Below are 13,171 nucleotides of genomic sequence, written 5' to 3' on the forward strand. Positions count from 1 at the left end.
CTGCGGGGCAGGGGAGGCACTCCCGCACCCGCAGGTGCCCGCCCTCCGGGCCGCCCCCTTGGCGGCTTTGGGCCCGGCAGCCCGCCCCGATCGGGGCGGGCTGCCTGCATCGCGCGGAGGCGCGATGCCGCGCCCAACCGGTGCGGATGTGCCCGTGGCACAGGCCGGCACTGGGCGGGAGCGCTTGTTTTTCAAAAACTTGATGCCGCGTGCCGCAGCTTTCCGCCGGGGGTGTTACGCCATGCCTTGGCAAACCCGTGGCGCGGTGGTTGAGTGGCGCCATGCAGCGCTCCAAACGTCCCCAGATCCTCACCGGCATGGTCCTCGGCGCCCTTTGGGGCGTGCTGGTTGTTGGCCTGCCGCAATGGCTGGGCCTGCCCTATATCCCGGCCCCCATCGCATTGCCCGGCGCCTTCCTTGCGCCGGGGCTGGTGCTGGCGCTGATCATCGGCCGCCTAGCGCAGCGGCGGTTCTTCGATGACGCCGTCATCGACGGAGAGCCCTTCGCCCCCGGCTCGGCGGCAGAAATCGACCAGCGGGTGCTGACCAACAGCATCGAGCAGCTGGTGCTGGCGCTGGCCATCTGGCCTTTTGCCGCCGTCACCCTGGGCGGCGCCGTAGCCATCGCCCTCGGCCTTTCCTTCGCCGTCATGCGGCTGTTGTTCTGGGGCGGCTACCACCTGTCGCCGCCTTTGCGAGGCCTGGGCTTTGCCGGGACGTTTTACCCGACGGTGATTGCCGGGATCTGGGCGCTGGCGGCATGGGTTTAAGCCGGATTTTTTTTAAAGAGACAAAATAGGCTGGCGATTATTGACCGCTGAACAAATTCACCTGCAGCCAGGCGCGCCTTCAGCTTGTGGTCAAAACCAACAAGCCTTTTGTCGATCTTCTTCCACGTTGAGCCGGCATTTAATGGGAAACCGCCTCTATACATCGGGTATGGCCCCCAATTGCCCCAAGCCATGAGCTCGCAAAACAGTCGTGTCATCTCTTCCTGTTCCTGCCTGCTCCTGAATTTACGCGCAGACGGAATGGTGTGAATACATCCATCCTTTTCACCCGTTTGTTCAATCCATTTTGCATCTCTGCCAATCCACTTGATGGCAAAATCAACATCCGGGTTTTCTTCCCGTAGTCTATCATGAACGTCGCAATGCCTGTGGAGTGAAGGAGCGGGATTGGAAAAGACCATTGACGTACCATAGTAATGCATCAAATAAGCGTCGTCGTGGTCATCAGTCGTCGGAACAAAAATGATGCAGATTTCCGGGTTGCTGGTACGGATTGTCGGTGCCATCAGCGGCGAACCAGATTTCTTGTAATCCATCCAGAACTCCAGCCCATCGCTGGTTTTGTAGATTATTGCGTCCTGGGGCGGTTTCGGCCTGTTCACTTAAAATGTCCCAACAAAGTTTGGCTGCACATTAATCCTTATCCTCGGCCGATTGGAAGCCTCAGCCATCCCGGTCAGCCGCAAGTCCCGCCTTGCACCCCGCCGCAGCGCCGCTAGTCTCACGCGCAAAAGGGGAGGGCGCACATGATACTCGATCACCTGGCGGTGGCCGGCGAAACGCTGGGGGACGCTGTCGCCCATGTGGAGCAATCGCTCGGCATCGCCCTCGGCCCCGGCGGCTCTCATGCCCGCTATGGCACCCATAACCGGCTGATCGGGCTGGAGGACGGGCTGTACCTGGAGGCCATCGCCACCGACCCGGAGGCCCAGCCGCAGGAACAGCCGCGCTGGTTCAACCTCGACCGCTTTGAAGGCCCCGCCCGGCTCAATAACTGGATCCTTCGCAGCGAAGATCTGGAAGCGGAGAACCCCCTGCTGCCGCCCCATGCGCAGCGGCATGTGCAGATGCAGCGCGGCGATCTCAGCTGGCTGATGACGGTGCCTGCGGACGGGCTGCTGCCCTATGACAACCTGTTCCCGGCGGTCCTGCAGTGGCAGGCAGAGCCTCCCGCAGGCAAACTGCCGCAGTCCGGCTGCCGCCTGACCCGGCTGGTCCTCAGCCACCCGGAGGCCTCTGATTTACAGACCGCGCTGGACCGCCTCCTCAACGACCCGCGCCTGAAGGTCGAACAGGGCGCGCCGGCAATGATGGCGGAGTTTGACACGCCGCACGGGCCGCGAGTGCTCCGATGATCATCCGCCCTGCAACCGAAGGCGACGCTAACGCCGTCTGCGCCATTGCCAACTGGGTGATCCGCGACACGCTGGCGACCTTCAACACGATCGAGAAGACACCGGAACAGGTGCGTGAGCAGATCGCTGCCAGCAACGGCGCCTATCTGGTGGCGGAAAAGGACGGAGAAATCCTCGGCCACGCGTTTTTCTTCCCCTTCCGCTCCGGCCCTGGCTACCGCTTCACCGCCGAGCACACCATCCACCTGCTGCCCGCGGCGCAGGGGCAGGGCACAGGCCGCCGGTTGATGCTGGCACTGGAGGAGAAGGCAAGGGAGACTGGCCTGCATGTTCTGATCGCCAGCGTCAGCAGCGCCAACCCTGCCGCCATCGCCTTCCACGCCGCCCTCGGCTACGTCGAAACCGCCCGGATGCCGGAGCTCGGCTGCAAGAACGGCCTCTGGCTCGACACTGTTTTCATGCAGAAAATCCTGACACCGGGTATTCCCGCCCCTGACAGTGCCGCCAAACCCGGATAGGCTCGCCCCATGTCACTCTGGACCCGCATATCCGACGCGCTGGCCGCGCTTGCCGCAGGCGAAAGCCTGACCGACGTCTTTGACAAGCTGCGCGCGCCGCCCGAACGCACCGTTGCCTTCGCCATCGCCGTGATCGCGCTTGGCGCCAAGATGGCCAAGGCCGACGGGCAGGTCACCCGCGACGAGGTCACCGCCTTCCGCGAGGTGTTCCAGATCGCACGGGATGATGAGGCCGGGGCGGCCCGCGTCTTCAACATGGCGCGCACTGACGTGGCGGGCTACCAGGAATACGCCCGCCGCATCCAGCGGATGTTCGGAAACGACCCCACCACGCTGTGCGACCTGATGGAGGGGCTGTTCCATATCGCCATGGCCGACGGCTTCTACCACCCGGGCGAGAACGAATTCCTGGAGGAGGTGAGCCGCATCTTCGGCCAGACGCCGCAGCAGTTCCAGGCGCTGCGCGCGCGCTTTGTGCCGGATGCGCCCAAGGATCCCTACACGGTGCTCGGCGTCTCGCCTGAGATGACCCGAGAGGAGATCCGCAAGCACTGGCGCAAGCTGGTGCGCGACACCCACCCGGATGCGATGATCGCCCGCGGGGTGCCGGAAGAGGCGGTGCGGCTGGCGGAGAAGCGGATGATCGACATCAACCGCGCCTGGGATGAGATCAGCGGGTGCGGCGGCAATGCGGCTGGCCACGTATAATATCGAGTGGTTCGCCTATCTGTTCGACAAGAACGACCGGCTGATGCTGGACGGCAAGCCGTCCGGCGTGCACGGGGTGGACCGCTACACGCAGGGCCGCGCCATCGCCCATGTGCTGCGCCGCATCGACGCCGATGCGGTGATGGTGATCGAGGCCCCCAATACCGGCCGCACCCAGCGCACCACCCGGGCGCTGGAAGCCTTCGCCGCCGAGGCCGGGCTGCGCGCGCGCGAGGCGGTCAGCGGCTTCCCGAACGACACCCACCAGGAAATCGCGCTGCTTTACGACCCGGACGTGCTGGACGCGGAGCATGACGCCCGCTCCTCCGCCGCCGCGCCGCGCTTTGACGGGGTGTTCGAGATCGACCTCGACGTGGATGAGCGGCTGGATCAGGTGGAATTCTCGAAACCGCCGCTGGAGCTGGCGGTGACGACCAAGGGCGGCACCGCGCTGCGGATGATCGGCGCGCATCTGAAATCCAAGGCGCCGCACGGCGCCCGCACCGCCACCGAGATCACCGCCACGGCCATCGCCAACCGCCGCAAGCAGCTGGCGCAGGCAATCTGGCTGCACCGCCGGGTTGCGGAGCATACGGGCGCGGGCGAGCATGTCGTGGTTCTGGGCGACCTCAACGATGGCCCCGGCCTGGATCAGTATGAACGGCTGTTCGGCCAGTCCTCGGTCGAGATTGTGATGGGCGAGCTGCTGCACGACCCCCACGCCCAAAGCCTGCTGCAGCCGCGCCCGGACATCCCGCCCAGCACCTCGCGGTTTTACAACGCAGAGACCAAGCGCTTCACCCGGGCGCTGCTCGATTATGTGATGATCTCGCAAAGCCTGATGGCGTTCCGCCCCCAGTGGCGCATCTGGCACCCGTTCGAGGACGGCGAATGCTACGCCGACGCAGAGATGCGCCAGGCGCTGCTGGACGCCTCGGACCATTTCCCGGTGACGCTGGATATCGAGGTGGCATGAGGGCGGAGGGGGGGCGCTTCAGTGCAAGCACTCCCGGCCGTCTGACCCTTGATGACGCTTTCCAGGGGCCGGGCGGGTCTTGCGGCCTCAGCTTGACAATGTGCGAACTGCCAACTATCTGAGCCGCGAACTTGAGGCATGACGCCTTTCGTGATGGAGATTTTATGAAAGAGACCCGGGCCTAACGCCCGTTCCCGGCGAAACATTCGGGAACACTCGCAACAACAGGACCACTCACGCGTGACGCTGAGTGACCCTATTCTTGCACTTTCATAAATCGAGACACTCCCTTGAATATCTCAAAGCACGAGCAGCGTGTTTTGCATGAACTCGCCCTTGGCGGATCCATCCGCCATGAGCGGCTTGCAAACGGCAAGATCCACGGCGTCACCTGCTACACGCGCGAAGGCCATGTGCTGTCCGACTGCACCCTGGCCGTGTTCCAGCGCCTTCTGAAACGGCGCTTCATCCGTTCGCGCAACGGCGGCCCCTACCGCGCATCGCCGCTGGGGATCAGATCCGTGCGCGCGCAAATGAACCAGCGATAGGAACGGCCATGCCAATGGCAGGCCCTTTCCGCCCGAACCGCCCCTCAGCAAGGGGGGCGGGCAGCCAATGCCGCGCCGGCCAGGGCAAGCCCCTTGCCCGGCGCGGCCAAAGCAATTCATCACGAGGAGACCTGAAATGGACCCTAAGGAAATAGAAACCATCAAAAATATCCACCGCCTGGCATTCGGCGCCGAGGAAGGACCAGAAATCGCAGAACTTGCGGAAGGTCTGCTCGCCCTGCCGGACACCATCTCAATCACCGCCAGCCGGGGCGGCCGGGTGGCGGGCAATGTGCTGTTCACGCCGTTTCGTTTCCTCGATCACCCGGACGCCAAATGCTTTCTGCTGGCCCCTCTCGGCGTGCTGCCGGAGTATCAGCGCCATGGTGTCGGGACGGAGTTGATGGAGACCGGCATCAGCCGCCTCAGGGCCGTCGGGACGGACGCGGTCTTTGTGCTGGGCGTGCCGGCCTATTATCCGCAGCACGGGTTTGTCCCGACCGGCAAGCAAACGCCCTATCCGGATCTGCTGACAGTTCCGGAAGCCTGGATGGTGCTGGAACTGACCCCGGGCGCCGTGGAGCCGCTGAGCGGCAGGACAACGGCTGTGGAGCCAATCATGCCCGCCGCCTATTGGGATACGTCAGGGCGGGGCTGAGTGCAGAACACCTGCGCAAAAACTCTGAAAGGCGTCGTCTGTCCCGAGGGGGTCGGCGTTGCCGCGAAGGGGTTGCCGCAGAGGGCCGGTGCGAAATACGCGCTGGCCCAGAGATGCGGCAGGCGCTGCTGGATAGCTCCGGTCAATTCCCGGCACCGCCGGACATTGAGGCAGCGTGACCCTGTGTCGAGTATCGGATTCAGCCCGGTTTTCCTTAAATCTTAGGCACTTGGAGGCGGACGTTCCCTTGCGGGAGCGGGCGGCGCCCCCCACATTTCAGGCCTGCGGGTGGTGTTCGCGCGGTGGTCCGCAAGCGCAGGTGCTGGTGTATGAGTAACCAAGACAGAAACAAGGCCTTTGCGGCAGAGCTGGAAGCCCGGTTCGGCGCGGAGCTTGACAGCCGCGACCGCGCGGCCGCGGCGCAGGCGCTGGGCCAGGATGCGGCCCGCTGCAAGCTGCGGCCGGGCGGGCTGCGTGCGGTGTTCAAGGCACTGGACGATGCTGCCCCCGCCAGCCGGGGCTGAGCGCAGCCATGGCTGAGTATACGGCAGAAGCCTTCAAGTGGTCGGGCACCGGCTACAACGCGCAGTACAACACCTCCCACACCGCTGTTTTCAAGGACAATGACACCTCCTATGACGGCAACAGCGACAAAGACGAGCGCATCAGCATCGACGGCGGCTCCTTTGGCAAGACAGGCGGCAGCCCCTATGCGATCGACATCGCCTTCACCGACACTGGCGGCGCGGCGCATACCGAAACCTTCTATTTCTTCAATACCGGCGGCAGCTGGTATTTCGTGCCGGGGCCGGGCTCTGCCTTCAGCACCGGCGCAACCCTGGGCAGCTACCAGAGCCACACCACCAGCTGGAACTATGCGGATGTGGTCTGCTTTGTCCGCGGCACCCTTATCAGCACCACCGAGGGCCCCTGTCCGGTTGAGATGCTGCGCCCGGGGCAGGACCTGCTGACCGCAGATGGCGGGTATGCCGCTCTGCGGATGGTGACCTTCCGCGCCGTCAGCGCGGAGCAGGTCGGCCGCAACCCGAAGCTTTGCCCGGTGCTGATCCGCGCCGGCGCCCTGGGCGGCGGCCTGCCGCAGCGCGACCTGCGGGTGTCGCGCCAGCACCGGCTGCTGGTCTGCTCCCGCATTGCTGAGCGCATGTTCGGCCAGGCGCAGGTGCTGGCTGCCGCCCACCAGCTGACCGCGCTGCCCGGCATCCGCATCGACGACGCCGTGGCGGCGGTGGAATATTTCCACCTGATCTTCGCGCAGCACGAGGTTGTCCTGGCCGAAGGCGCCCCCGCCGAAAGCCTGCTGATGGGGCCGGAGGCGCTGAACACCCTGCCGCCTGCGGAACGCGGCCGGCTCAAGCGCCTGTTCCCGGCGCTGGCCGGCGAAGACGCGCCGCCGGAGCCTGCGCGCCATGTGCCTGCGGGCAAGCAGCAGCGCAAACTGATCGCCCGCCACAAGAAGAACAGCCAGCCGCTGCTGCAGACCTATGCGCCGCCGCCGGAGCCTCCCGCGCGCCAGGCGCCAGGCGCAGAGGGCCACAGCCGCCCACCCTGCAGCACCAGCCCCGGCAGGCCGCCGCTGATCCTGTCGGACCCGCTGCTCTGCCCGGACCCGGCCGGCAGGCCCGCGCAGGCTGCGGCGGTGCAGATCCCGCGGCTCTCCTGATCGCGGCTGTCCGGGGCGGCAAGGATTCGGCCGTGCCGCACTGCCCCCTGTTCCCCCTGCCAAACGGCCCCTATATTGACCTCATGAAACAGATCCTTCTGCCCGCCGCCCTGATTGCCCTGATGTCCGCTCCGCTCGCCGCCCAGGAGGCGGGGGAGGAGGACAGCGGCTCCTCGCTGATGGAGCGCGGGGCGGAACTGTTCTGGGAAGGCCTGCGCCAGGAGATGGCGCCGGCGCTCGAGGACCTGCAGGGCATGATGCAGGAGATCGGCCCGTCAATGGCCGCATTCCTGGCCGAGATGGGGCCGGCGCTGGCGGATATCGCCGAACAGGTGGAGGACTGGAGCGCCTATGAGCTGCCGGAGGTGCTGCCCAACGGCGACATCATCATCCGCAAGAAGCCCAAGGACAACGCGCCTGCCAAGGAAGACAAGGGCGAAGACGAGGGCGTCACCGAAATCTGATGCCCCGCCGGAGCGTCCGTGACGGCGCCGGTTACTCCGGCGCCTGTTCTGTTTCGGCCTCCGCCTCCGGCAGGGGTTTTCTGAACTTCAGGTCGATTTCCGCATCCAGCGCCTTGGCCAGCGACTTCAGCCGCGATTCCGCCACTTCGCCGTAAAGCGGCCGCGCCGTATCGGGCAGCCTCACATGCAGCACCCGCTTGCGCGGCTGCCATTGCAACGACCCGATCTCGCCGTTGCTGGTCACCATCAGCATGGCGCCGAACCGCATCGCCTTGCCCAGTACCTCCGCCTCGTGCTGGCCCTTTTCGTCCAAGAGATCATAAAGATACTCGAAAGAGCTGCCGTGCCGCTTGTTGCTGTAACGGTGCAGCAGCGCAAGGCCCAGGAACACCCGTTCGGAATGCTTGAGCCCGCCCAGGTTGGCGCGGGTGGCGTTGTCGAAACAGACCTCGGCGCGGTAGTCGGGATGCGCCCGCCAGCTGACGTCATGCAGCAGGCAAGCCGCCTTGACCAGCCGACGTTTGCTGTGCCGGGCATTGGCGAACAGCGGGTTCACGAAATCATAGAGCGTCTTGCCGAAGCCGGGGACGCGGGCGTCCTTCATCTCGGCAAAGCGGGAGGCCTCGACCAGCGGGTCGCGGGCGCGCAGCCGCTGCGGCATCTGCTCGTACAGCAGGCCCTCGCGGATGCCATAGCTGGAGACCGCGATATCCTTCGGCTTGAAGGTGTGAATGAGCCGGGTCAGCACGTCGATCGCATAAGGCACCAGCGCCATCCGGCTGGAGGAGATGCCGCAGGCCTCGCGCAGCTTGTTCAGGTCGCGCTTCTCGATGTATTTCGCGGTTTCGCGCACGTCGCTGGCGCTCATCCGGTATTCGTGCAGCACCTTCAGCGGATAGCCGCGCCGGTGCATGTCGATGCGGGCAATGGCGCGCCAGCTGCCGCCGACCAGGAACAGCCGGTCGCGCTGCGCGCCCATTTCGCCGCGCAGCTGCTCCATAACGTCCTTGATATAGGCCTTGCGGCCCTTGCGCCCGCCCTTGATGTCGCGCAGCTTCAGCGGCCCCAAGGGCGAGGTCACCCGGCGGCCCACGGTGTTTTCCTGGATCTCCGCCAGCTCCATCGAGGAGCCGCCGATGTCGCAGACCAGCCCGTAGGCGCCGGGCCAGCCAAGAAGCACCCCCTGCGCCGACAGCCGCGCCTCTTCGCGCCCGTCGATGACGTGGATCTTCAGCCCGGTCTCGCGCAGCACCTCTTCGCAGAACTCCGGCCCGTCCTCGGCGTCGCGCACTGCGGCGGTGGCCACCGCGGACAGCGGCGGCAGCCCCATGCCCTGGGCCAGATGCTGGAACCGGTGCAAGGCGGACAGGGCGCGGGCGCGGCCCTCCGGGTTGAGACGGCCCGATTCAGACAGGCCGGCGCCCAGGGCGCACATGATCTTTTCGTTGTAGAAGTAGGCCGGGCTGCGGGCGGCGCCGTCAAACACCACCAGCCGGACCGAGTTGGAGCCGACATCGACCACCCCCACCCGCGACAGCGCCCGGGCCTTGGGGTCATCAAAGATCGGACGCCCGAAGGGGCCCCAATCGGTGGCAGCGGCGGCGGGGTCCTGGGACAGGTTCATGAGGGCTCCGTCTTGCGATCCGCGGTCAGGATGGTGCATGGGCGGGCAGGGGTCAACCGCTTGCGGATGCGTCATTTTCCGCCGCCTCCTCGCGCACCTCAGAGAGCACCCGCACCGCCAGGGGGCGGGTCAGGCTGCGTTTTTCCGCCAAGGACAGCTGGTCCAGCCGCCGCACGATCTGCGCCGCGGCGGCAAAGGAGCGGTCCATATGCGCCACCAGATAGGGAATCACATCCGGCTTCGGGGTGATCTGGCGGTCGTTGAACAGCTTGGCCAGCACCACTGCCAGCAATTGGTCGTCAGGCGGCTGCAGCTCGGCATGGGTGGCGGCCTGCACCCGGCTTTGCAGGTCGGGCAGCGTCAGCCCCCAGAGATTCGGTGCGCCGCGGCCGGTCATCACCAGCGAATGGCCGTTGGCCAGCACCAGATTGTGCAGGTGGAACAGGGCGTTCTGCTGGACGGTGTCATCGGCGATCTGCGGCACATCCTCGACCACCACCGGGCCTTGCGCCAGCTCCGGCACCATCTGTTCCGTCAGGCGTTCGGCGGGCAGGATCCGTGCCCCGGTCTGGCTGGCCCAGACATGCGCCAGATGGGTCTTGCCCGCGCCCTTGGGGCCGGTCAGCACCAGCTTGCCGCTGGGCCAGGCGAACTGCGGATCCAGCAGCGCCACCGCCATCGCATTGGACGGCGCGACAAAGAAATCCTCCCGCCCCAGCGCCGGTTTCGCCGGGAGATCAAAGCTCAGCTGCTGCGCCATGGGTTTATTCCGCCCCCGCGTCCCGGTGGCTCTGGCCCTGATACAGGCGGCTGTCCAGGTATTGCTCGGTCAGGAACCGAGCGATCACGCCGAACGCTGCCGCGACAGGCACCGCCACCAGCATCCCGACAAAGCCGAACAAGGCGCCGAACACTGACAGCGCCAGCAAGAGCCACACCGGGTGCAGGCCCACGGAGCTGCCCACCAGCTTGGGGGTCAGGAAGTTGCCCTCAGCCACCTGGCCGATGGCAAAGATGATGGCGACCAGCCCGATCGACACCCAGTCGCCCCAGAACTGGAACAGCGCCAGGCCGATGGCCAGCGCGCCGCCGATCAGGGCGCCGAGGTAGGGGATGAAGGTGATAAGGCCGGCAATGAAGCCGACCGCGAGGCCGAAGTTCAGCCCCACCAGCATCAGCGCCACCGCGTAATAGGTGCCGAGGATCAGGCAGACGGTGCCCATGCCGCGGATGAAGGAGGCGAGCACGGCGTCGATCTCGCCGGCCAGGCGGCGGATCACCGGCTGGTGGTCGCGCGGCAGCAGCTCGTCGATGCGGGCGACCATCCGGTCCCAGTCCAGCAGCAGATAGACCGCCACCACCGGCACGATCACCAGCAGGATCACGATATTCAGGAAAGACGCCGCGCCGCCCAGCACCGATTGCAGCAGCTCGACCGCGCGCGACTGCAGCGTCTGCGCAAAGGAGGTGACCGCCTGGTGAATGCGGCTGTTTTCCTCGAAGACCGAGGGGAAATGCTCGGAGGCAAAGGCGCGGGCGTCGCGCACCAGCTGCGGCAGCACCTGGGCCAGATCGATCATCTGCGCAACCAGCGTCGGCACCACCACCACCAGCAGCAGCAGGAAGATCAGCAGCGTGCCCACGGTAATGGTGGCGGTGGCGCCGGTGCGGCTCATGCCCCAGGCCTCCAGCCGGTCGGCGACGGGATCGATCAGATAGGCGATGGCGGCGCCGAGGATGAAGGGCATCAGCACATTGCCAAGCGCCCACATCACCACCGCAAAGACAATGGCGGCGATGCCCCAGTATTTCAGCTGTTTCTTCGCTGGTAGCGCCATGGTCCGCGTGCCCGCCTTTGGTCCGTTTGCATCAGGATCTTGGCGCCAGTCTTTCCCGATGGGGCAGGGGCTTGCAAGGGGGCAGGGCGATTCCCCTGTGGGCAAGGCGGGGATAAGGCGGAAAAGGCGGGGGGCAAGTCAAGGAAATGCTGCGCCCGCCCGCACCGTGCGGGCGGGCGCTCCGCCCCTTGCGGGGCGGGGCGTGCTCTCAGCGCCTGTGCGCGTGCCCGATACATGGCCGGCCGCGGCGCAGGCATGGCCGTTTGCCCGGCGGCGGCATCAGCGGTCCGGTCACGCCCGGGGACGGCGGCGCGGCCCGCCGCAAAACCCCGCCCGGCGGCACGGATTAGGAGATTTCCGAATTTAATGCGACACTTGGGCGGTAATTAACAAGTAAGGGGAGGCGTCATGCCGGAAAACAAGAAAATGCTCGATCCCGATCCGAGGGTCTGGGACTTCGAGACAGAGTATGAGCTGGGACAGGACAATATCCGGCCGTTCGGCCTGGATATCCATAATCCTGTCTTCCTGATTTCCAGTATCCTGATCGCCGGTTTCGTGCTGATCGCGCTCGCCAACCAGGAGGCCGCAGCGGCCTTCTTCGGCTGGCTCCGGCCCTGGCTGACCAGCACCTTCGACTGGTTCCTGGTCCTGTCGGTGGATGCCATCACCCTGTTTTGCCTGGCGCTGATCATCCTGCCGGTCGGCTCTGTCCGCATCGGCGGCAAGGATGCCAAGCCGGATTATTCCTATGCCGGGTGGATTGCGATGATGTTCGCGGCCGGCATCGGCATCGGCCTGTTGTTTTTCGGCGTGCTTGAGCCGGTCTACTACAACTTCTCCGAAGGCGGCGGAGCGCGGCCGCTGGGGATCGACATCAATGAGCCGGGCAATGAATACATCGGCATTGTCGGCACCATCCATCACTGGGGGCTGGAAGGCTGGGCGGTCTATGCCGCGGTCGGCCTGTCGCTGGCGATCTTCTGCTACAACCTCGAACTGCCGCTGACCCTGCGCTCGGCGTTTTACCCGATTCTGGGCGAACGGGTCTGGGGCTGGTGGGGCCATGCCATCGACACGCTGGCGGTGTTTGCCACCTTGTTCGGGCTGACCACCTCGCTGGGCCTGGGCGCGCAGCAGGTTGCGGCCGGCCTTTATGAGGTGTTCGGGATCGAGCCGACCCCGACGGTGGTTGTGCTGCTGATCATCGGCATCACCGCGATTGCGCTGGGGTCGGTGCTGCTGGGCATGGACGCGGGCGTCAAGCGGCTGTCTGAGATCAACATGGTGATGGCGGTGGGGCTGTTTGTCTTTGTGATCCTGGTCACCGGCATCGGCACCGCAATTGCCCGCTATTTCAGCGTGATGGTGGACTATGTTCAGCTGCTGCCGGCGCTCTCCAACCCGTTCGGGCGCGAGGACACCAGCTACTTCCACGGCTGGACGACCTTCTACTGGGCCTGGTGGATCGCCTGGTCGCCCTTTGTCGGCATGTTCATCGCCCGCATCTCCAAGGGCCGCACGGTGCGCGAGTTCGTGCTGTGCGCGCTGATCGCCCCGACAGCCGTCTGCGCGCTGTGGATGTCGACCTTTGGCGGCGGCGCCATCGACATGCTGAACGCCGGCGGCGCCGAAGGCGTCAAGGCGACGGTGATCGACAGCTACAAGCCCGAAGGCGCGCTGTTCGGCTTCCTGAAGGAACTGCCGCTTTATTCGATCGTGGCGCCGATCTCCTTGGTGCTGATCGTGATCTTCTTCGTCACCTCGTCCGACTCCGGCTCGCTGGTGATCGACACCATCACCGCCGGCGGCAAGATGGACGCCCCGGTGATCCAGCGGGTGTTCTGGTGCACACTCGAAGGTCTGGTGGCCATCGCGCTCTTGCTCGGCGGCGGGCTGTCGGCGCTGCAGGGCGCGGCGGTCTCGACCGGTATTCCGTTCACGCTGGTGGTGCTGATGATGTGCTACTGCCTGTGGCTGGCGCTGCGGGCGGAGCGGGCGAAGATGTAA

General features: G+C 65.7%; 15 protein-coding genes. 11 read left to right on the forward strand and 4 right to left on the reverse strand.

From position 1 onward, the window contains the following. Nucleotides 1-281 precede the first annotated feature (281 nt). Nucleotides 282-770 carry an MAPEG family protein gene (locus AB1A62_RS13580; protein ID WP_366661991.1) on the forward strand — a complete coding sequence of 163 codons (489 nt, stop codon included), beginning with the start codon at nt 282-284 and terminating at the stop codon, nt 768-770. Here the strand turns inward: AB1A62_RS13580 and AB1A62_RS13585 are convergent. Further along, nucleotides 767-1,327, reverse strand: coding sequence for a hypothetical protein (locus tag AB1A62_RS13585; RefSeq protein ID WP_366661992.1), 561 nt, complete (start codon nt 1,325-1,327; stop codon nt 767-769). The two genes, AB1A62_RS13580 and AB1A62_RS13585, sit on opposite strands and share 4 nt — an antisense overlap. A gap of 210 nt (nt 1,328-1,537) precedes the next feature. On the opposite strand from AB1A62_RS13585, the gene AB1A62_RS13590 reads away from it, so the two are divergent. The 9 genes from AB1A62_RS13590 to AB1A62_RS13630 all read left to right on the forward strand — a co-directional run bounded on the left by AB1A62_RS13590 (nt 1,538) and on the right by AB1A62_RS13630 (nt 7,699). Further along, on the forward strand, nt 1,538-2,146 hold the full coding sequence (locus AB1A62_RS13590; protein WP_366661993.1) for a VOC family protein: 609 nt from the start codon (nt 1,538-1,540) through the stop codon (nt 2,144-2,146). Next, nucleotides 2,143-2,664 (forward strand): N-acetyltransferase family protein, encoded by a 522-nt coding sequence (locus AB1A62_RS13595; RefSeq protein ID WP_366661994.1) that lies wholly within the window; start codon nt 2,143-2,145, stop codon nt 2,662-2,664. Before AB1A62_RS13590 ends, AB1A62_RS13595 begins: the two co-directional genes overlap by 4 nt. A 9-nt stretch (nt 2,665-2,673) precedes the next feature. Then, complete coding sequence (locus tag AB1A62_RS13600; RefSeq protein ID WP_366661995.1) at nt 2,674-3,372, forward strand: molecular chaperone DjiA; 699 nt, start codon at nt 2,674-2,676, stop codon at nt 3,370-3,372. Beyond that, nucleotides 3,353-4,348, forward strand: a complete 996-nt coding sequence (locus AB1A62_RS13605; protein WP_366661996.1) for an endonuclease/exonuclease/phosphatase family protein — start codon at nt 3,353-3,355, stop codon at nt 4,346-4,348. Before AB1A62_RS13600 ends, AB1A62_RS13605 begins: the two co-directional genes overlap by 20 nt. A gap of 290 nt (nt 4,349-4,638) precedes the next feature. Next, complete coding sequence (locus tag AB1A62_RS13610; protein WP_366661997.1) at nt 4,639-4,896, forward strand: YjhX family toxin; 258 nt, start codon at nt 4,639-4,641, stop codon at nt 4,894-4,896. A 136-nt stretch (nt 4,897-5,032) separates the two neighbouring features. Further along, a complete protein-coding gene (locus AB1A62_RS13615; RefSeq protein WP_366661998.1) occupies nt 5,033-5,554 on the forward strand; it encodes an N-acetyltransferase in 522 nt (173 codons plus the stop codon). 329 nt (nt 5,555-5,883) lie between these two features. Next, complete coding sequence (locus tag AB1A62_RS13620; protein WP_366661999.1) at nt 5,884-6,078, forward strand: hypothetical protein; 195 nt, start codon at nt 5,884-5,886, stop codon at nt 6,076-6,078. 8 nt (nt 6,079-6,086) lie between these two features. After that, nucleotides 6,087-7,235, forward strand: a complete 1,149-nt coding sequence (locus tag AB1A62_RS13625; protein WP_366662000.1) for a Hint domain-containing protein — start codon at nt 6,087-6,089, stop codon at nt 7,233-7,235. Nucleotides 7,236-7,318: 83 nt separating this feature from the next. Beyond that, nucleotides 7,319-7,699: a hypothetical protein gene (locus tag AB1A62_RS13630; RefSeq protein WP_366662001.1), complete on the forward strand. Its 381-nt coding sequence runs from the start codon at nt 7,319-7,321 to the stop codon at nt 7,697-7,699. A gap of 31 nt (nt 7,700-7,730) precedes the next feature. Here AB1A62_RS13630 and AB1A62_RS13635 read toward each other — a convergent pair whose 3' ends face one another. The 3 genes from AB1A62_RS13635 to AB1A62_RS13645 are packed head-to-tail and all read right to left on the reverse strand — an operon-like array spanning nt 7,731 to nt 11,161. Next, nucleotides 7,731-9,323, reverse strand: coding sequence for a Ppx/GppA family phosphatase (locus tag AB1A62_RS13635; protein WP_366662002.1), 1,593 nt, complete (start codon nt 9,321-9,323; stop codon nt 7,731-7,733). Between the two features lie 52 nt (nt 9,324-9,375). Beyond that, nucleotides 9,376-10,083, reverse strand: coding sequence for a DnaA/Hda family protein (locus AB1A62_RS13640; protein WP_366662003.1), 708 nt, complete (start codon nt 10,081-10,083; stop codon nt 9,376-9,378). A gap of 4 nt (nt 10,084-10,087) precedes the next feature. Further along, complete coding sequence (locus AB1A62_RS13645) at nt 10,088-11,161, reverse strand: AI-2E family transporter (protein ID WP_366662004.1); 1,074 nt, start codon at nt 11,159-11,161, stop codon at nt 10,088-10,090. Between the two features lie 408 nt (nt 11,162-11,569). On the opposite strand from AB1A62_RS13645, the gene AB1A62_RS13650 reads away from it, so the two are divergent. Then, the gene (locus tag AB1A62_RS13650) at nt 11,570-13,171 is read left to right on the forward strand and encodes a BCCT family transporter (RefSeq protein ID WP_366662005.1); all 1,602 of its coding nucleotides are present in this window, start codon (nt 11,570-11,572) and stop codon (nt 13,169-13,171) included.

Source organism: Leisingera sp. JC11 (assembly GCF_040704725.1).
In the GTDB taxonomy this organism is placed as follows: Bacteria; Pseudomonadota; Alphaproteobacteria; order Rhodobacterales; family Rhodobacteraceae; genus Leisingera.